Genomic DNA, 20,610 nt, shown 5'->3' with positions numbered 1-20,610 from the left:
GTACAGAAAAAAGGAATGATCTGGAAATATGGAGCGATCTAGAGATGCTGAACTGTTCATTGTAATTGATTCAATGTACATAACAATAGATTAGAGAGAATTAAATTTATTTTTCATTTAATAAATCACGAGGATGAATGAAGTTCAATCATTCTCATATACAATAAAAATTCTGAATAGGGAGTATTAGGGATTTACCACTGCAAAATTAAGTGGTTTACTTCATTATGTAGAAGTGATTGATATCAATGGAGATAATTATCGCATAAAATACAGAAAAAACGATTTAGACGTCTTTTTCATTCCCTTAATAAGATTGGAGCATAAAATAAAAGGATAGTTTAAAACATTTGGAGGAATGATTATGAAAGTTACATCAATAGGAAATTCACCTTTAATGAAGCATGGACTTATCCCTGCTTTTAAAAACATGGGGTATGAGACAGACTATTTTCCATTTCGATCGTGGCATACCTTTGATGAAGATGTAGGTAAGGATCTACTTACCAAAGACTTTCTCAATAAAAAAACAGACGTATTAATTTTTGGTGGCTATGCACCTAAATATTTTGATATACTTCCTGAACTATGTAAACAACATGGTGTAGGTTTTATTTATTGGGCAATCGAAGATCCCCTCGGTTTTAATAAAACCTTACCTTTAGCTAAAAAAGCTGATTATGTATTTACTACTACTAAGGAAAGTATTGATGAATACGCTAAAGAAGGAATACAAGCTGCGCTTTTACTCTTTGCTTGTAATCCCAATTATCACAAATCCGGAGAGTACAAAAAAGCTTATGATTTAGATTTAGCATTAGTAGCCAGTCATTATCGATGGGAAGCAAGGCGAAAAGGTTACAAAACTATACTCGAAGCTGCGATTGACAGCCAAAAAAGTTTTAAAGTCTGGGGAGCAGGCTGGGATACTAGTTTAGGCAAGCAAACACTCACTAATCCCAATTTATTCCATGGTTATTTTCCTAATGGCCAATTACCTAACCTTTGTGCCAGTGCAAAGATAGTTTTAGGTATTCAATGCGATGATAGTTCTTTTACTCAAACATCAATGCGTCCCTATGAGACACTTGGATGTGGAGGCTTTCATTTAACTCAAAGAACTAAAGCTACTATTAATATTTTTGAAGAAGGTAAACATTTAGTAACAGCTGACTCTAAAGAGGAAGCTTTAGAAAAAATATTATACTATATTAACCATGCACAGGAGCGTGAAAGAATTTCCCGTCTCGGCCAACAATTTGTCTATAAATATCACACTTATGAACAAAGAGTTAAGGAAATAATACTTCCTAAAATTGGAATCTTGTAATAGTCTCTTAGATAAGTTTTCTATAAACTAAATCAATAAAAGTTTTTATATAAAAAGAAATAAAAAGCTCTTTTCCTCACCTTAATTATCTCGTTGCTTTTACTCTCACCTTTCTAATCAAATTTCTAGCCATTGAAGCTTGTTTATAACCCCCACATATAACTATATATATACAGCAATGTTTTTTAAAATATTATATTTTATTTTTTAATATTTCAAAAAGGAATAATCAGAAATTCTAAAACATATACCTGTCTTTGATTCTTATTACTATTACTAATATTCAGCTACATTTTATACTGTAAGTATTTAATTAAAGTAAACACTTTTAGAATCCGGTGGATTTGAGTTAATAAGTTGAACGCAAAAATGTTGAATCTTAAGTTGTTTTTCCCATTCGTCCTCAATTATTTGAGGGATTTGCTAGCTGAAACTACTATGAATTCTGTTTTGGGCATACCAACTATCCCTTCATACAATAGAACATAACTAAGTTTGTAGCTAAATAGTATGATACATTTCCTCCTTTCTTAATATGTCCTGAACCGACTCTATACAGATATTACCATAAGGGTAACCTTTCTTCTTGGCTAACAGACTGTTTAATTTCTTATTTGTGTATATTCTGAGTAAGCTCACTACTGGTGTATTGTGAGTCAAGGTACTTATAGAGAATTAAGTAATTTCGGGACATTTGAAGTGTGTCAATGATCCGTTTGAATATCATTGAATGAGAAAAAGAGTAGCCAACGATTAAAATAATAGGTTAGATAAAGATGATAAATGATACCAATTACTCCTTATTGTAAGAATATACGTCGTACCTGGCTCCTATCCATCATTAATCGCCTGTGTAGAGAAATCTCATTTCAACAAATTATTCAGCTCAACGTTTTCATTTAAAGGATAGGGATGGTGTTTTCCTTCGTAATAAAACCGTTCCTTCCTTTTTCATTGAATTCGAAACACGTTTTAGACACAAATACTCCCTTATTTGGTAAGGTCTTATGGGATGAACCTTAACAAACTCTATTTTCCAAATAAATTTTTCAGGTTTCTTTCGTCAGCTCTTTAATTTTCACTTTATGATTTAACATCGTATTTTTGAAATAATTATATTAGCTAATTTATGGAACATTTATACACTTAACACATTTTTTAGACATCACATTACTCTTTATATTTCTAAATAAAATGGTTGAGCTTTATTTCTGTTACTTTTTTACGAATATCGCCATAGCTTTTTTAGAATGTCTAATTCTTATTTTAACTAAATGTTTTCCTTTTAAACCCAAGTTAATTATTTCCATATTAGAGAGAGTTTTTTGAACTGATAAACATACGTAACTTTACTCATTTATAGGTTTTTATTTCATAATAAGCTATATTCGCTGCTTAATTCTTTAACAGAATTTCCCACATGATACAAATTGACAATCATTTTTTAAAACTCATCATTCATTATTGTATTTTTCACTGCACGTTTATATTTCATTTTGGCCACATCCTCTCAAAACTTTAAAGCTTTAATGAAATGGTGTCCATGAAACTATAATAACTCCATTAACATGGATTCACGTAGATATTAATAGAACAAATATACATTTATTACATATAAATATATATAAGGTGGCGATTTAAATATGAAGATTGCAATTGTTGGATACTATGGTTATAACAATTTTGGCGATGAAATTAATTTATTAGAAATGATTAAAAATATTAAAAAATATTATCCATTATCTGATGTTACTGTCTATAGTCGATCATTATGGCATACCTTTATGAAACCTAATTATAATTTAGTAAAAGCAGCTGGCATATCTGTTAATGATTTTAGAGATATGTTAAATCAGCATGATTTAATCATTATTGGCGGGGGTGGACTAATATACCTAGGAGCTCATTTTTTTAATTTTTTAGATGAAGGAATTAAAAAACCCTACATTTTCAGCAGAATAGGTGTAGATGATCGGTTAGTTTTGAAAGATGTTTGTTCACAAATAAAACATGTTTTAGAAAATGCCGAAGACGTTACGGTTAGAACTAGTGGTGATCAACTTTTATTAAATAAACATTTAGGTATTGGTTGCGATATTGTACCAGAAGCAATATGGAATTTCCAAGCAGAAAAGTACCCTCTTCCAGCAAGTAAAAAAAGAATATTAATATCCCTCAATGCTTACTCCACGAAGTTCATAAGTAGTATAAAGGAATCCTTATCCGATTTAAAGAATCAAGTAACAGAATACACAGTTTCTATGCAAGATACAACAGTAGATTCATATTATAATATCAAAGCTACGAATCAAAAAAATAGAAGACTAATTCCTGATTCCATTGGATTAGAAGGAAAAGGATCTTGCCTTGCAGGAGGAGATTTAACTATAACAAGTAGATTACATGCTGGGTTAGTATCTATTAGTCACGGTGTTCCAGTTATAATGTTACAAAGTACTCCTAAAGTGAAATTTTTAATGGAAGATCTTCAATTAAAAGATTGGTATTTCTCTAATAATCTAACTCCTGATTGTATAGAAAAAGTAATGGCTGAAAAGAAAGAAAAGATACAAACCCTTAATCAATTAACAAATGAAATGAGAAAAAAAGCTAGTGTATCAATCATTCCAAGTTATTTCAAATAAATTACCCGACAGTTTAGAAGTGTAAATAATCTAATTACGATATCTTATATTAGCAAACACTAAAAACACATTATATACCTATTACATGAACAATACTCAAACAAATTAAAATAGTGAAATTAGATAATTTAATTATCTTAGCTTTTAGAATTAGAATAGAGCATTTCTGAATGTAAAGCAATTGAATTGAGCTCCTTTCAAGTAGTTAATTCCAATTTGAATTATAATGTTATAACAAAATGCATATCGTACTTTGAAGTAAGCAAGTTTCTTGGTCACATGAACAGAGAAAGGTGATATTTTTAAATGCATATTAAATAAAATATACAAGGAGTTAATTATATGTTTCAAAAAAAGAAAATTATGGTCGTTTTTGGAACTAGACCCGAAGCCATTAAAATGGCCCCTTTAATATATGAATTAAGAAGAAACAATAAATTAGAGATTTCGGTTTGTTTAACCGCACAACACAGAGAAATGGTGGACCAAGTATTAACAGATTTTAATATTAAGCCAGATTATGATTTGAATATTATGCAACAAAATCAAACACTTGTAGATTTATCTGTTCGATTGCTAACAAATTTAGATGAACTATTTAAAAATGTAAGACCTGACCTACTCCTAGTACATGGTGACACGACGACAACGTTTATTGCTAGTTTAGCTGCGTATTACAATAAAATCCCGATTGGACACGTGGAAGCTGGATTACGTACCTGGAATAAGTTTTCTCCCTACCCAGAAGAGTTGAATAGGCAATTCACAGGTATTATGGCAGATTTACATTTTGCCCCTACTGAACAGGCCGCTCTAAATCTAAGGAGAGAAAACAAATTAAAAAGCTCGATATTTATAACTGGAAATACAGTAATTGATGCCGTGAAAATGACGGTTAAAGAGAATTATCACCATACTGTTTTGAATCTTTTAGAGAAGAAAAAACTTATTCTTTTAACAATTCATCGGCGAGAAAACTTAGAGAAAATTGAAGAGATCTTTAATGCAATACGTACAATAGCTGATAAATTCAAAGACATAGTCTTTTTATACCCTGTTCACCTTAACCCTGTAATTAGAAAAACGGCAGATCAATTACTTAACAATCATGAGCAGATTATCTTAGTAGATCCTCTTTCTACCTATGACTTCCACAACTTAATGGCTCGTTCTTATTTGATATTAACAGATTCAGGTGGGATCCAAGAAGAAGCACCTAGCCTAGGGATTCCTGTCGTAGTACTTAGGGAATCAACTGAAAGACCAGAAGGGGTAGAAGCAGGAACACTTGTGCTAGCTGGCACTGACTTTGAAACAATTTGTCATACTGTTAATGATTTATTAACTAGTCCTAACTCATATAAAAAAATGGCTAACGCCGTTAATCCATATGGTGACGGAAATGCTTCAAAAAAAATCGTTAATGCCATTTTGGAGTACTTTAAAATTGATTAAAAGAAAAAGGAACTCATTTAAATTTCTATTAAAGAAGGAATTTTTCTTTAATAGAAATTTAAATTTAATACTCTTTTTATTAAAGTGAATTTTAGTTTCAATAATAGTAAATTCACAATTTTATCTAAATGAAAAATTAGAAAATACATATTATTCATTTTGAAAGTTTATTAACCAAATAAATTTATGCTATAAAAAATAACGTTTATAAAGGCTGGCTTAAAAATTCTATCATAACAAAATAGGAGCGGATTATATTTGATAGTAAAAAATAAGATTATTATGTGCTATGGTAAAACCGATTATACTCCTGGACGGTATTTAGAATCTGGATTGAAGTCAATTGGCTTAAAGGTTGACTTATTTCAAAATAAAATTGATTTTAGTAAAGTTAATCTTGATGAATATTTAGCTGTATTGTTTGTGGAGAGTCCATCCAAACCCCCTATAGAGACTAAGAACATAAATTTAGTGAAAATCCCTAAGCTTTTTTGGATTCACCATGGTGAAAATCGTTTGCAAACAAATTTACAACTCGCTAAAAGATATCAACCAGATGTTATACTAATGGCCCATTCATTACACTTAGCTAATAAATTTTCTGTACCTGTCCATTTTTTCCCTTTTGCCATGGCAATAGATATTTTTAATTGTACAAGAAACTTAAGTGAAAGGGAGCATGATATATCTTTTGTAGGAAGTAAAAATGCACTCTATTATAAAAATCGTAATAAAAGTTTAAAGGCTATCCATAAATACTTTGGGGATAAATACGATTTGTCTCTTAATTCAACTATATTTGTAAATGACTTAGCTGAGAAATATAGCAAAACAAAAATTGTAATTAATCATACTGCAGATCGGATAAAAAGTTTAAATATGCGCATTTTTGAAGGGATGGGATGCGGTTCTCTATTAATTACAGATTATGTCCCTGGACAAGAAAAATTATTTATTGATGAAAAGCACTACATTATTTATAAGAACCATAAGGATCTATTAGAAAAAATAGATTATTATTTAATTCACCTTGACGAAGCCCAAAAAATTGCAACGTCAGGCTACTACCATCTTCTCTCTACCCACACATATATCCATAGAGCAAACGAAATAGTTGAAATTATCAGAAATATAAATAGTATATAAGATAGACAGTTGTAACATTGAATGTAAAACGACTCTCTGTCATTTTGTTGAAACCTTCTCCATAATAGTATAGTAGTAATCATCCATGTGAGAGAGGTTTATTTGCATTTATAGTTATTTTGTAAAAGATTTCATTTTCGAATATAGACAATTCTGATATCTTGATTTACCTTTAAGATAATCAATCTTCTAAACAGTATTTATCTCATCATAAACTGGGATTAACGTATTTTTATCAAAAAGCAGGAAAGATGATAGCTTCCCTACGATAGGCACACCAATCTACTTATTTCTTTTCTCAACTCCTATCTGTTTTTTAATCAGTGTTTCCACTGATTAAAAAACACAAGCATAAAGTAATTTTATTTTTCATAATAAAGCTGATTTCATGTATATAAATTTTCATTGAATGGTTTAATTAGTAAAGGATTATATATTTGTTGTACTTCTCTATATTTACTAAGAATACTTTCCTTATTTTCCTCAATTAAATTTACTCGGTTTAATATCTCCCCTTCTAGATTAGGAGAATCTGTTGATAGAACATAATCTTCTAACCCTAACAAATAAGCAAGATCGAACACCTTAAAACGATAGCCAAGAGCAATAAAAGGAACATTAGCAGCAAGTGATATTATATTAGGATGTAGTTTAAAGTTAATGGTTAAACTACAAGAAGATAAGATCACCATAAGCTCTTGTTCCGTATATAATTTTTTTTCAAAAATTACATTTCTTTGGTCATTAATTTTGTTAAATAATCTTTGACAGGAGCTAAAATCTCTATCCCAAACTGTATAAATCAATATTTTATAACCCTTTTTTATAAGCTTTTTGGCAATAACCACAAGTTTATTTTCTAAGCCAACTTCATTCTTACCATAAAGTTGTTTGTACGTTGTTCCCCAGTTTAACCCAACTATTTTTTCTTTTTTATTTACCTCTAAAATATTAGAAGGCTTTAACAATAGACCTGGATCGCCAATTATTTGTATATCATCGCTGTTAACCCCTATTATCTCTAAGATCTTTTTAGTTAATGGACCTCTAACCCCTGCAAATTTAGCCTTCGAAAAAATATGTTTTAGCATAGTAACATCTTCAGCTTTAAACTCTTTTATTAAGGCAGGGAACTTCCCTGCAACTATTTTATCTAATTGATGTTTATTTATCCTATCTATCCCACTACCCCAAATTATAACATTCTTCCCACTTTCAAGAGAGTTATACAGTATAGGAATGTAGCTTGGCATTATTAAGGAACCTCCGCCTAGAACAATTGTATCGTAACTTCCTATATCGTTAATATTTATATTAGGTAAAGACGGGATTACTTTTATTTTAGCTTTGTCTAGATAATGTACACCAAGGTTTTTGAATATGTTCCACAATAGATCATCACCTAAATTTTTATATCCAATCCACCCTATATACAGTACTTTTTGCATAAACGATTCCCCTCCTTTACAATTAGAGGCTTACAGGCTCACTTTATCAGTAAACTATATTTTCTATTACACTTTTTAATCTACAAAGATAATAAAGGGATAATTTCTTATTTTTAAATAAACACACAAATAAGGTAATTATTATTTAATCCGTATCCATCCCTCCTCCTTCTAAAATATATGTATAAACAATTCAAACATTAAAAATTTATATATTTTTCTGACGATTATCACGAAAACATTTTTTTCTTTTTGAGACCTTACAATACCTTGTGTAAATGAATAAATACAAAAAGGAAAACCTTTTCTTGTAGAATTAAGTCACCACTATGTTCCTCAGACCATTTCAAATATGACGAAAGTGAGGTCTGAACAGGTAGAAGGAGTCCGAGATTAAGCTTTGTGTACATGCTATGGGTGCGTTTATTTAGAAGCTAAACATATTGTTTAAAACGAGATAAAGTATCTAAAGAAACTGTCTAAATTGCCGTTGGTATTCGCGAAGACGTTTTAAAAGGAGTGTTTGGCTATACAATCGCTCCTTTTGAACCATCTTTTCTAGAAAGAATTTTTAGAAGAAATTCTATTGTTTTATTGCCGAAGGGTTAAAAAGCATTTCAGACAGTGTTTTTTCTATCTATCCAGCTTCTTATCAAATATGCTACGTCCATCTTTCACGTACGATTGCCCATAAATTTCGTGTATCCCATTGATTTAAAATCTGTGAAGAGTTTAAATCTGTGTACCGGCAGCAAGCCTTGAAATAAGCCAAAAAGCCCTGCATTCATTTGTAAAAAACCGGAAACATATGTATCTAAAAGTGAAAAACCATTATTTGTTCACTTTTTATAGCTTTCCTAAGCCTATTTGTGTAGCATTTATTTTACTAATCTTATTGAGCTGTTTAATAAATAGATCAACAAATATAGTAAACGTAAAGAACAATTCCCTAACGCAGAGTCACTTTAACGCTTCCTCGTTTCTCAGTTTGACCAGCATAATCAGCGCATTGCGACAAAATGTCATATTGGTTTCGATTAAACTCGTGCAGAGCTGCAAATGATGTTTAAAGTAAACTAGTGGGTAACGGTCATAGGAAAAGGAAACTTCCATTTCCACAAAATTATTGACGGTCCCTTCTCCTTTAAAGTAAACCTTTAAAAGAACGAACGATGCTACTTTTATAATATTTCGTTTATTAAAAAAGAAAACAAAATTTATCATAATAACATCTGTGAACAACTGACTATCACCTAAAATATTGAAACTATAATATAAAATGGTTGATATGCTTAGTACACTCACAACCGGGCAAGCATATTATGTAACATAGCTAGTAATGTAAAATAGCCAGTAATATAAAACCAACATTATATGAAAGGATGATTTCCTTGGCACCTTTAACAAAACAGGCTAAGTTAGAGTTATTAAGAAATCTTTTTGCTACTACTGAAAACTCCGTGAGTAACAACTCAACTGCTAACGCCAACCTTAGTATAGATCTACCTGGCATAGATGTAGATATCAATCTAGGTAGAGAAAACTCTACTACTGGGGTCACTTCTACTTCTATTAGAAAAATTTTATTAAGTAAATTAGATCAAGAAGTCAGCATATTAACCACTTCTGAAGAAACTGTAGTAGGGGTATTAATTGCTGTTGAACTTAATTATGTTGTTTTGGTTGATAATACTACAGGTACTCTAGTTTTCGTAAGAATAGCAAAAATTAACGAAGTCAACGAAACTAATATTTAAGAGGGGGGTTCTTATATGTTTGCACCAGACTTTGTTACTGAATTATCTAAGCGTGTTGGCACGCTTGTAGTAGAAGTTCAAACAGATGGTGGAGAATTTTCAGGTACTCTTGCAAGGGTATCAGCAGAGGTTATTGTTGTAGTACCATTTGGCGTATATCCTACCAATAATAGTCCGCAATATATCTCCGTTTCGTCTATTAACTTTGTAAGATTTTTACCATTTTAATCGAAATATCTTTTAAAATCACTCCATTTAGAGTGGTTTTTTTTTTCTTTTCTCGTAAAACTTAGTTTATGTTCTCTAACATTATAAACACTAAAGTCCTGATATAATAAAAGGTTTTTTTTTATTATATTATTTAATATAGCAACATCTTCAAATTCAAATATAGGAAATCCATTAACCTCTTTTAAAGAAGAGGTACGATAAATACGAGGACCAAGAGGGAATTTATAACTTAGTAATTCCCTTTTATTATCTACTTGTTTTCCTTTCTTGAGCCTACCAAAATGGATATGTCCTTCCCTTGTTTGTTTCCATGTTTTTAGATTTCCATATAATACAGAAACTTCTTTGGGTAACGAGGTTATATTATTGCTAATAACTGAAAAGGCATTAGGATCGAGCCAATCATCTGCGTCTAACTCCATAACAAATTCTGTGTTGATATGCGGGATAACCTTGTTTAGTGCACTTGCCTTCCCTTCATTTACACTTCGTAGTAACTGAAAATTAGATTGGTTTTTCCATTTTTCTAATTGTTCATACGAATTATCAGTAGAACCATCATCAATTACACATATTTGATCAAAAGTACCATTTTGTAAATAACAAGAGTTAATTGCTATATCTACATAATCAGCCATATTATAATTAGCAATCATAATTGCTATAGAAGATCCCTGTGAAGAAATTGTATCCGTACAAAAATATTTTTTTATAAATTTATTTTTTTCCAATTGATCTATCGAATGTTTTCTATGTTCTCTATTAATAAATTCACACGGCATATTTATTATATTCGATTGCCTAATTTGCGATAACCAAGCAGGTAATACAGCTTCCTTAAAAGGAACTTGATATTTTGATAACAGTTTAGTTTGTTTTAAAAAAGTATTTCTAACCATAAATATTTTTTTAAAATTTAAACCAAAATCATTATCATCATACGTCACTACATGTTTACCATTTTCCAATTCTAAAAGAAGATTTTTTATATCTATGCTAAAGTATTGCCCATCGTAAAGAAATAATGTATATTCGGCAGATGAAACTTCCACTAATTTGTTTAGAGTTTCGCCTAAATCTTCATTTACTAAGTTTTCATGTGTTACTTCTGAAAAGTAACATGCAGAACTTTGATAAGAGAAAGAAGTGTTTTCTTTTAAAAGAATAACTTTTTGAATTTTTTTAGAAATAAAGTTTAAAGAAATCAAAGCTTGCTTCAAAACTTTTAGGTTAGTATACCCAATAAGAACGACTTGAATTCCGCCCATTTCCTACCTCCTAGATAACAATCTGGAACTATGTATTAATTTATGCAAGAAAAGAACATTATAATAGCTTTAAGCCCCTCCTATCTAATTTATATTTTAATAACAACACTCATATGAAGTTATTTTATGAATTTCAAACTAATTTAATTTATTGAAAAACACAAAAAAATTAGGTTCACTTTATAGAAAGCCTTTAGGCACTATTCCACCTACCCAAAAAATGTTACTGTTACAACGTAAAAAGAGCTTCTCTTTTTTAATGAGAGGCTCTTTTATTCTTCAGTTTTATAAGGGTAACAAATAAATTTAGCTAAATGCATTCATTAAGCAACAGGTATATAATAACTCTTTAAAAGATTTTCCCAAAAATTCTTGACAGCAATTTTAAAGTTGATTTTTTATCTAATTTCTAGTCAATCATTTTTTAACTGATATAATGAAATATTTACACTTCCTAATTACCTCCCTGCTTTTTACGCTCAGAAGATAATTAAAGAAATATTAAAGAATATCTAGTGAAACTAAGATGGCAACTAATACTTGAAGTAACAATTGGAGATTTACAGCAACATCTGTATCAGTAGTTTTAACTCTAACATTTGTAGAATTTTCAACAATTGTTTTTTGTGCATTTTTTTGTTTGATGCTAGAAACTTGCTTTAACTCTTGAATAACAGCATTTCCTTGTTCATTATCGCCGATTGAAATACGAACTACTACTGCAATAGCTATCTGTAAAGCAGCTTGAATAGTAGCTGCGACTTGAGTATCTGTAGATTGTACTTTAACGTTTTCTGAATCTTTAACAATAATTTTTTCAAAAGATTGTTGTTCTGCTTTAGCAATTTGATCTGCTTCTTGCCAAACATCTTTACCACTAAAGCGTTTATTTTCACAATGATCTAATGCTCTCCATTTTCTTTCAGTCATGTTTTTTCACCTCTTTTAGTTTTTTATTAAAGAACATCGATAAGCACGATAATAGCAACTAGTACCTGTAATAGTACTTGGACATTAAGTGCAACATCTGTATCAGTAGTTGTAATTTCTACATCTTTAGAGTTTTCAATATAAATTTTTTGCTTATTTGTTTGCTCTATATCAGATAGTTGCAATAGGTCTTGAAGGATACCATCGTTTTGTACTGAATCGGCAATAGTAAGACGAAGTACTACTGCAATGGCTACTTGGATAGCTACTTGAATACCAATAGCAGCTTGAGTATCTGTTGTAGTGACCATAATATCGCAAGAATCTTTAATCCAAATTAATTCATTCGATTCTTGATCAATTAAAGAAAGTTGATCTGCATCTTGGACTACTTCTGCATCAAAAAACTCAGGGCTTTCAAAACTCTCACGACTATTATAGTATTCGTACTCTGTAGATTCACTTTCATAGTGATCTACTTTACAGCCATCTTTACAATGCTTCTTAGAATCATCTTTTTTATGTCTGTTTTTGCACTTTTTCTTTACATCGTAAGAATAATACTTTTTAGATGACATAACTAACACTCCTTTTTCATGGTATGTATTAATATATGAGCATACCAATCAATAGGATTGGGCCAATCGACTAATGAGTTCAACCATTTTCAAAAACAACAAAAACGCCTATTGAATGGCGTTTGGAAGTGTTACAGTTTATCTTTTTTTATTATTATCCTTTGTTTGCTGAACAAATTCATCTACTCGTTTTGATAAATCTTCAACCATTTCTTTCAGCATTTGTTTTTTTTCTTCAGATAGTCTTCCTTTGATTTGCTCTTTATCTATACCATGTTTAGAAAAAACATCGTTTACTAATAAATCCATTAGCTTATTTGGCACAATTTCCGGATTTTTTTGTGAATCGCTCATATATATCGCTCCTTTTTATAAGGTTTTGTTTCATAACAACATATGCAACGCTATCTTAAAAGGAAACAATTCCTCTACCTATTTTTAAATATCATTTAAAAATACACGATATTCATTAATAACATACAGTTTATTTTAATTAACAAAAGATCCCCATTAGGCATTAATCATAAAATGGATCTCTAGCTTTTAAAAAAATTAAGATAATAAAATAAATTTAACATCATATATTTGTACATAAGGTAAGTACCTTATGTTTTCAACAATTTTCTTAACAGTATTTATGAAAAGAGTTGAGTAAAATGGGAAAAAAAGCGAAGGCTGTACATGTTGCGGTTGATTTTCCATCTTCGCAAGGAAAATCATCTAATAATCAAATTTATATAACAAACGAGGACAATAATACGGTTTCTGTTGTTGATGGGGTAACAGATGAGTTAATTACGACTATAAATGTAGGTCGTCAGCCAGTAAACGTAAATGGTAACTCATCTACCAATAGAATTTACGTGACTAATAAAGGTGACGATACAGTTTCCGTCATTGATGCTGGTACAAATACAGTTATTGGAATTATCCCAGTTGGAAGGCAACCATCAGGTGTAGGAATTAATCCCTATATGGATAGGGTTTATATAACCAACGCAGGCAGTGACACAGTTTCCGTCATCGATGGTTCAACAAATATTGTTGTTGCTACAATTCCTGTAGAAACCCATCCAATTAACGTAGATGTTCATCCTTATATTAATCGGATTTATGTCGCCAATAAGTTTAAAAACACAGTTTCCGTCATTGATGGATTAACGAATACAATAATGGCTACAGTGCCAGTAGGTGACCAACCTACCGACGTAGGGACTAACTTATCTAACAATCGAATTTACGTAGCTAATAAAAACAGTCATACTGTTTCAGTGATTGATGCAGGAACAAACACTGTTATCGGAATAGTACCTGTAATGGAACAGCCATCTGTGATTGATATTAATAAAGGTAATAACCAAATCCACGTTACGAACGAAGAAAATAGTATAGTATCCGTAATTGACGGGGCAACCAATATTGTTATTGCTACCCTTCCAGTAGGTGATCAGTCACCTTACACAATAACTGATGCCTAATATAAGACATACCACTACTATTTATGTTTTATAAGAGGTGGCATAACAATGATTTTATATTACAACCTGTAGCAACAATAACTTTGTCTTAATGTGCTTATTGTTGCTACACTTAATGATGTTAACTGCTGATTGGAAAATTTACTTCTCATCAAATTTTCTCCATTTTTGATAAAGAGATGGACAAATATCTTTAACATAGGATAAAAATTCTTTTGATAACTTTAATTCCTTCAATTCAGTTAGTAATTTAATAGGAATAGGGCGATTAGAACTAAAGGCTCTTTTGAGATCAATTACTTTCAAATTTCCCTGTTCATTCATTAGAACATGGCGTAATTCCGTATCTTGTCTACTAAAGTTTAATTTTTTCAATTCATCAATAAGATTTATAAGTTGCATAACTAAAGACTTTGTTATATACCTATTCTTCTTTAGATGTTTTGCCAAGGAAATTCCTTCTATATACTCCATGACTATGTAATTTGATCCATAACCGTAGAGACGAGGAATAATAGAAGAAGACTGCCCAACTTGTATAGCTTTTAACTCCTTTTTATATACTTCTTCCTTAAAAAATACTTTTACACATCGATTAGAAGTCACTTGATAAATAACTCCATCTTTTCCTTGCCCAACTACCGCATACCTTTTAAAATCCATAAATACGTTCTCTTCTTTTCTTAATGATACCTCCGAAGAACCTTCCAAGACTTTTTCAATTAAAAAATGACTTTTTTTTACCCTATTAGATGAAATAAATTGAGCATTGTTACTTATTTCAAAATCAGGAAACAGACTCTTTTTTTGATTGTATCTTTTAAAGAAAGTTATTTCTGGTAATCTATAATCTTCGCTATCATCACTACGATAATGAAAATAAGGTTTCCCCACAGCTAACCTCCTCCTTTCCACGTTTGTTATTATATTCCTTTAAAATTAAAGTGCTTGTATAGTTATCTATTTACAGATAAGTTTGCAAAAAATTTTTGATAAAATCCAAGACAGGCACCCTCTCCTGCTACTTCCAGTTACATATTATAGTAAGAGAGAGAGGTGATATCAGTATGAAATATAAAGAAGATTGGGATTATGCAGAAGAGGCTCATAAAAAACCTTGCAAAAAGAACGAAAAACATGATGAGCATAGTTCTTGTAAAGAGGCTTGTAAAAAGCAGGAGAAACATGATGACTACAGCGATTGCAACGATACTTGTAAAAAAATCAGGGTTATAAACTTATGGAAATCAAGTTCCAAGCATTAATAGTATAAACCCTAATAAATTAATAAGATCTGTTAGCATCTGGTAACAGGTCTTATTCCTATGAAATAAATTCTTTTGATTCCAATTAACTTTTAATATTAATTATTGCTGACGACAAATGACTTAGAAGTGACCTCAAAAATTGGTATTGTAGCATTACTGTAAGGGTTATTTCTATCCCCTTATTGACTGCTTTACATAATAAAATTATTGATGTATAGATCCTTTATAAGTAACTAGTATGTAACTACTTAATTTTCAATTCTCCGCCAATGACGGTTTCTAATATCTGGATAAATTCATATATTGTTTATAGTACAAGTATAGAAGAAGAAGCTACAGGAGGAACGAATATGAGCAATTGTATACTAGTAATTGGGGCTCATCCTGATGACGAACTATTAGGAACTGCGGGAACCTTAAAAAAGTTGGTAGACGAAGGTTATAAAGTAATTTCAGTAATTACTGCTTTAGGAAGAAAGGAAGAAGCACATCATATCCAGCAATTCGGACGGCTTGCTAATAAAGAAATTGGCATTGATGAAGTAATATTCCTCGAGCATGCCAATTTAGAGTTAGAAATGATTCCTCTTCACGAGTTAACGAAAGAAATTGAGCAGCTTATCCAAAAATACAAACCGGTGAAAATCTTTACACACCATTACGGTGATCTAAATAAAGATCACCAAATTACTTTTCAAGCGGTACTAACTGCAGCTAGACCTCTTCCTAATACCCCGCCTATAGAGTTAATTACATTTGAAACGGTATCATCTAGTGAATGGAATGCTTCCACTCCTGATAAAATATTCAAGCCAAATTATTTCGTAGATGTTACAGCACATATGGAGTGTAAACTCAATGCTCTTAGACATTATGATATTGAAATGAGAGATTTTCCTCATCCTCGTTCTTATGAAGGTATTGAGTACTTAGGAAGGCTACGGGGCATGAGCGTTGGCGTGCCTTATGCTGAAGCTTTCGAAATTATACGGAGGGTTTGGAAATGAACAATGAAATTACTTTTCCCTATCCTTATATAGTTGAAAGATTAGACCACTATTATGGACTTAAATCACATTTTCCAAAAAAAGTTATTCCGACGGAACAACCTAAAAAAAGAAACCCTTTCACAAAAGGGTCAAAAAAGAAATTTTCTATTTTAATTGCTACATTTTGGAGCTATCCTCATGTAGGAGGTCTTTCTAATTATATTACTACTCTAAGTAAAGGTTTAAAGAGTCAAGGACATAAAGTAGATATTATTTCTCCCAATCAATTCTCGAGTTCTAAAGTAAAAAAGTTTCGAGAAAGCGTTACGCCCAATTTAAAAAGTTTCTTTACAAAGCGCTATGGAAGTTATAGTGATCGAATCTTAAATCATAAAAGACTTATATATGTATATGAAAAAATGCTTGAAACTATAGATTTAGAAAAATATGATATCCTTCATGCTCAAGATTTATTTACAGCAAATATCTTAGGAAGATTTAATGAAATCTACGGAAAACCCTTATTTTATACACCTCATGGTATGTTTACATTTAACAGAATAAAATTTAACATAATTAAAAAAGATTCTGTTGAAGAATCATATTTTAAAGAACTTGAAAGTAAAGCGATAGAATATGCAAGTCATATTATTGTTCTTAGTGATTCATTTCGTGAACCATTAATAAAATTAGGTGCAAAAAATAGAAATATAACTACAGTCATTACAGGTATTGATTATCCAATGAGTCAAAGGCAAGAAAAAGAAACACCTTCACACAAACTTACTATTACATGCGTAGCTAGACTTGGACCGCGAAAAGGACACAACCATTTATTTGAAGCGTTATCATACATTAAAAAATATACCACAAATATCGAAGTGTTAATTGTTGGCGATGGACAAATGAGGGAAACATTAGAAAGACAGAAAAAAGCTCTAGGTTTATCCATGGTCAAATTCTTAGGATCTAGAGATGATGTACCCTTAATCTTAAGTAAAACCGATATCTTTGTACTCCCAACAATCAACGATAGCTTACCTCTTTCTATAATTGAAGCTATGCATAGTGGAACTGCCGTAATTTCCACAAATTGCGGCGGCATCCCTGAGCTCATAAAGAATAATAAAACAGGGATTGTTTTAGAACCTGGAAATTCTGAACAATTGGCTCATGCATTAAAATTTCTGATTACGAATAAAGAAGCTCGAAATACAATGAGTACAAATGCTAAAAATTTCGCTAAAAAACATTTAACTATAGACAGTATGGTAGGAAAAATAAAACATTTGTACACCGATTTTTGGGAGATGAATTAAGGTATGAAACATGAACATCCTGCAGTTATACTTGACCTTAGCGCCAATGGCGTTGGCATTATTAGAAGTTTAGCAAGAAAAGGCATAAAGGTGTACGCTTTTGATACGAAAAAGCCATATAAAATAGGAAAATCACGTCTCGCTACTTGTGGTATATGCCCTAGTCCTTTAACTGAAGAAGAAAACCTATTAGATTTCTTAATCAACTTATCTAAAAAGGTTGGTTCAAAGCCTATCTTATACACAGGAGCAGATGACTATGTACAATTCATCTCGAAAAATCGAGATGAATTGCTAAAATATTTTTTATTTTTATTTCCTGATGATTCTTTAATTGAACAAGTTCTTGATAAAAACAAAACTTATGAACTCGCCATCAAGCATAATATTCCATGCCCGAGAACATATGTAATAGATAATAAAGAAGAACTTGAAGATGCTATTTCAACTCTTGATTTCCCCTGTATTTTAAAACCTGTTCTCGGCCATGAGTTCAGAAAAAAAATCAATAAAAAAGCGATTGTATTTGAAACTCCTGAGAAGCTAAGAAGTGAATACCCTTTCTATAGGGAATGCGGGCAATTAATTATTCAAGAACTGATTCCAGGAGACAACCAGCGTTTTTATAAAGTGGCTACCTTCTATGATGACAACATGAAGTTACTTGCATTATTTTCCTTACAAAAAAATCATCAATTTCCTGCAGAATTTGGAACAGGTGCTCATATTGTCAGTAAAAAAGTGCCTGAACTTATCGATATATGTATTCCTTTTTTTGAAGAAATAAAGCTCAAAGGTATTGGTATGGCTGAATTCAAGAAAGACCCGAGAGATGGAATTTATAAATTCATTGAAATAAATCCTCGTTTTTGGCTCACTCATAGCCTCACAGGCCCTTCAGGCGTTGATTTTGTCTACATGTATTATTTACATCTAACTAATCAAAATCCAGAACCTAGATTACATCAAATAGACGGTATTAAATGGATTTATCTTGTGAGATATTATCTTACTTTTCTTCAAAAGAAAAAGAATTCAGAGATGACTTTTAAGGATTTTTACCAGGGATTACAAGGACAAAAAGAGTTTGCATTATTTGCATGGAATGATCCAATGCCATTTTTCAGAAGCGCATGGTCTCATCTGATTAATGCTTGGAAATCCAAGAGAAAGGACTAAATAGTGTGTATGACCTAAAAACTCTACCTCATCTGCTTAAAGATTTAAAAATAGCTGAAAAACTTTCTTATTCTATTGGTGAGAAAGTTACAATCGTCCCTTCAGAAATCAAGTGTTTAAAATCAACAAAACGAAGTGGTATATATAAACTGCTGATTCAAAAACAGAATGGTTATCATCCAATTATCTTTAAAGTTTACAATTCTAAAGCCTACAAAAACGAAGTAGAAATTAATATCTATAAAAAAGCTTATCCAATTTTAAAAGAGTTTTTGCCTCGTATTTACCTCATAGAAACGGTTAAAAATGAAACATGGGTATTCATGGAATTCGTGAACCAGATACGTGGACAATTGACCTTCTCTCCTTCTCACTTTCAATATATTATTCCCAGCATAGCTAAACTTCATGGTCAGACTTTTGAAAGTAGATTCAAAAAGGATACAACTATTTGGAAAGATTGGCTTCCTGTTTATACTTCTATGAAAAAGAATAGAATGAAATATATTAATCAAACAATTGATCTACTAGATGCTGCAATGAAAGACAACCGCACTAGTCATCTAATAAAACCTTATTACCCATCGTTAATCAAGTTATACAATAAAGGACCCGATTTCTTTCCGGAATTAATTGAAAATGGATCGTCTATTACGCATGGAGATCTTCATATGCAAAATATATGTAGCAAAAATGTTACTCAAAATACACCATGGAATATTCAATTAATCGATTGGGAATCAGCCAAATACTCTCCAGTATGGTTCGACATGGTTGTATTAGTAGAACTATTGTTGGGATTTAGAAAAGATTGGCAGCCAAACGCAGAGGAAATACGAACTCAGTGTGTACAAATATATGTAGGTGAAATGAAAAAATACGGAATTACTTTTAAAACAAATCCAATGACCCTTTATAAAATGGCCTATCTCCAGCGAACGTTAGAAAGAGGGCTTCACACTCAACTAAGGAGGCTTGCTGATAATCGTGAAGGTGAGCTCTTAAGTTACCATCTTGAAAAGATTTCAACCTGGGGTAAAGAGTTGGGAATATATAAATAAATTTATTTTCAAGCCGTTTTTCTGCCACATGTGGGAGTTTAATGAACTATTAATCTATAACTTCCTAATTTTGTCCTTCATCTTTTCCTGATCTTTAAACTCGTAAATTTTCTTTTGTTTACTAATTTCTGCTCAATTCTTCCTCAATCATTTTTAACAATTAAGTTAAAAATAGTTTAAAAGCCACTTTTTTCCGAATGTACAAGCAATTTTTCTATTCAAAAATAGAATATATAGAAACACCAATTTTAAATAAAGGTAGGGAATTCATTTGACTAAAATTTATTATGATCAAAATGATGAAAGTAAGCACTGCTTAAAAGCCATGTATGACCTTCGTAAAAATAAAGATGAGAAAAAACATGATAAAGACAAACACGAAAAAGATCATGGCAAAGATAAATGCAAAGACAAACACGAAAAAGATCATGGCAAAGATAAATGCAAAGACAAACACGAAAAAGATTATGGCAAAGATAAATGCAAAGATAAACACGAAAAAGATTATGGCAAAGATAAATGCAAAGA

The 20,610-nt window shown here is 31.0% G+C and carries 18 protein-coding genes and 2 pseudogenes; 14 read left to right on the top strand and 6 right to left on the bottom strand.

Going from position 1 to position 20,610, the window contains the following annotated elements:
• Positions 1–364 precede the first annotated feature (364 nt).
• From ACMX9J_RS25525 to ACMX9J_RS25510, 4 genes are all read left to right on the top strand, one after another.
• On the top strand, positions 365–1,330 hold the full coding sequence (locus ACMX9J_RS25525) for a CgeB family protein (protein WP_416226382.1): 966 nt from the start codon (positions 365–367) through the stop codon (positions 1,328–1,330).
• 1,643 nt (positions 1,331–2,973) lie between these two features.
• Positions 2,974–3,975: a polysaccharide pyruvyl transferase family protein gene (locus ACMX9J_RS25520; protein WP_416226381.1), complete on the top strand. Its 1,002-nt coding sequence runs from the start codon at positions 2,974–2,976 to the stop codon at positions 3,973–3,975.
• A gap of 342 nt (positions 3,976–4,317) precedes the next feature.
• The gene (gene wecB / locus ACMX9J_RS25515; RefSeq protein WP_416226380.1) at positions 4,318–5,430 is read left to right on the top strand and encodes a non-hydrolyzing UDP-N-acetylglucosamine 2-epimerase; all 1,113 of its coding nucleotides are present in this window, start codon (positions 4,318–4,320) and stop codon (positions 5,428–5,430) included.
• A gap of 258 nt (positions 5,431–5,688) precedes the next feature.
• Complete coding sequence (locus ACMX9J_RS25510; RefSeq protein WP_416226379.1) at positions 5,689–6,576, top strand: glycosyltransferase family protein; 888 nt, start codon at positions 5,689–5,691, stop codon at positions 6,574–6,576.
• 386 nt (positions 6,577–6,962) lie between these two features.
• On the opposite strand, the gene ACMX9J_RS25505 is transcribed toward ACMX9J_RS25510, so the two are convergent.
• Positions 6,963–8,024: a polysaccharide pyruvyl transferase family protein gene (locus tag ACMX9J_RS25505; RefSeq protein ID WP_416226378.1), complete on the bottom strand. Its 1,062-nt coding sequence runs from the start codon at positions 8,022–8,024 to the stop codon at positions 6,963–6,965.
• A 322-nt stretch (positions 8,025–8,346) separates the two neighbouring features.
• Between ACMX9J_RS25505 and ACMX9J_RS25500 the strand changes: the two are divergent.
• From ACMX9J_RS25500 to ACMX9J_RS25490, 3 genes and pseudogenes are all read left to right on the top strand, one after another.
• A pseudogene (locus ACMX9J_RS25500) lies at positions 8,347–9,065 on the top strand (transposase); the annotation flags it as partial.
• A gap of 350 nt (positions 9,066–9,415) precedes the next feature.
• Positions 9,416–9,781 carry a hypothetical protein gene (locus ACMX9J_RS25495; RefSeq protein WP_416226377.1) on the top strand — a complete coding sequence of 122 codons (366 nt, stop codon included), beginning with the start codon at positions 9,416–9,418 and terminating at the stop codon, positions 9,779–9,781.
• A gap of 15 nt (positions 9,782–9,796) precedes the next feature.
• Positions 9,797–10,009, top strand: coding sequence for a hypothetical protein (locus tag ACMX9J_RS25490; RefSeq protein ID WP_416226376.1), 213 nt, complete (start codon positions 9,797–9,799; stop codon positions 10,007–10,009).
• Here the strand turns inward: ACMX9J_RS25490 and ACMX9J_RS25485 are convergent.
• The 4 genes from ACMX9J_RS25485 to ACMX9J_RS25470 form a co-directional block, all read right to left on the bottom strand.
• Complete coding sequence (locus tag ACMX9J_RS25485) at positions 10,006–11,280, bottom strand: glycosyltransferase family 2 protein (protein WP_416226375.1); 1,275 nt, start codon at positions 11,278–11,280, stop codon at positions 10,006–10,008. The genes ACMX9J_RS25490 and ACMX9J_RS25485 overlap by 4 nt on opposite strands.
• Before the next feature lie 501 nt (positions 11,281–11,781).
• Entirely contained in the window at positions 11,782–12,210 is a 429-nt protein-coding gene (locus ACMX9J_RS25480) for a spore coat protein (protein WP_043978855.1), read from the bottom strand.
• Between the two features lie 26 nt (positions 12,211–12,236).
• Positions 12,237–12,788 carry a spore coat protein gene (locus ACMX9J_RS25475; protein ID WP_416226374.1) on the bottom strand — a complete coding sequence of 184 codons (552 nt, stop codon included), beginning with the start codon at positions 12,786–12,788 and terminating at the stop codon, positions 12,237–12,239.
• Between the two features lie 138 nt (positions 12,789–12,926).
• On the bottom strand, positions 12,927–13,142 hold the full coding sequence (locus tag ACMX9J_RS25470) for a spore coat protein (RefSeq protein ID WP_043978849.1): 216 nt from the start codon (positions 13,140–13,142) through the stop codon (positions 12,927–12,929).
• Between the two features lie 302 nt (positions 13,143–13,444).
• Between ACMX9J_RS25470 and ACMX9J_RS25465 the strand changes: the two genes are divergently transcribed.
• Complete coding sequence (locus ACMX9J_RS25465; protein ID WP_367077632.1) at positions 13,445–14,266, top strand: YncE family protein; 822 nt, start codon at positions 13,445–13,447, stop codon at positions 14,264–14,266.
• A gap of 141 nt (positions 14,267–14,407) precedes the next feature.
• On the opposite strand, the gene ACMX9J_RS25460 is transcribed toward ACMX9J_RS25465, so the two are convergent.
• A complete protein-coding gene (locus ACMX9J_RS25460) occupies positions 14,408–15,160 on the bottom strand; it encodes a hypothetical protein (RefSeq protein ID WP_367077633.1) in 753 nt (250 codons plus the stop codon).
• 173 nt (positions 15,161–15,333) lie between these two features.
• Here ACMX9J_RS25460 and ACMX9J_RS25455 point away from each other — a divergent pair, with 173 nt between their 5' ends.
• The 6 genes and pseudogenes from ACMX9J_RS25455 to ACMX9J_RS25430 form a co-directional block, all read left to right on the top strand.
• A complete protein-coding gene (locus tag ACMX9J_RS25455; protein ID WP_162213331.1) occupies positions 15,334–15,531 on the top strand; it encodes a hypothetical protein in 198 nt (65 codons plus the stop codon).
• A gap of 353 nt (positions 15,532–15,884) precedes the next feature.
• Entirely contained in the window at positions 15,885–16,541 is a 657-nt protein-coding gene (locus ACMX9J_RS25450) for a PIG-L deacetylase family protein (RefSeq protein ID WP_367077634.1), read from the top strand.
• On the top strand, positions 16,538–17,842 hold the full coding sequence (locus ACMX9J_RS25445; RefSeq protein WP_416226373.1) for a glycosyltransferase family 4 protein: 1,305 nt from the start codon (positions 16,538–16,540) through the stop codon (positions 17,840–17,842). The genes ACMX9J_RS25450 and ACMX9J_RS25445 overlap by 4 nt, the downstream gene beginning before the upstream one ends.
• Before the next feature lie 3 nt (positions 17,843–17,845).
• Positions 17,846–19,021, top strand: a complete 1,176-nt coding sequence (locus ACMX9J_RS25440; protein ID WP_416226372.1) for a carbamoyl-phosphate synthase — start codon at positions 17,846–17,848, stop codon at positions 19,019–19,021.
• 5 nt (positions 19,022–19,026) lie between these two features.
• The gene (locus ACMX9J_RS25435; RefSeq protein ID WP_286171467.1) at positions 19,027–20,082 is read left to right on the top strand and encodes a phosphotransferase; all 1,056 of its coding nucleotides are present in this window, start codon (positions 19,027–19,029) and stop codon (positions 20,080–20,082) included.
• A 271-nt stretch (positions 20,083–20,353) separates the two neighbouring features.
• Positions 20,354–20,610: pseudogene (locus tag ACMX9J_RS25430) on the top strand (hypothetical protein); the annotation flags it as partial.

Source organism: Priestia sp. RMT2NF4, from assembly GCF_047872835.1.
In the GTDB taxonomy this organism is placed as follows: Bacteria; Bacillota; Bacilli; order Bacillales; family Bacillaceae_H; genus Priestia; species Priestia zanthoxyli.
The sequence above is the reverse complement of the archived record's forward strand: the minus strand, read 5'-3'. Positions and strand labels throughout refer to the sequence as shown.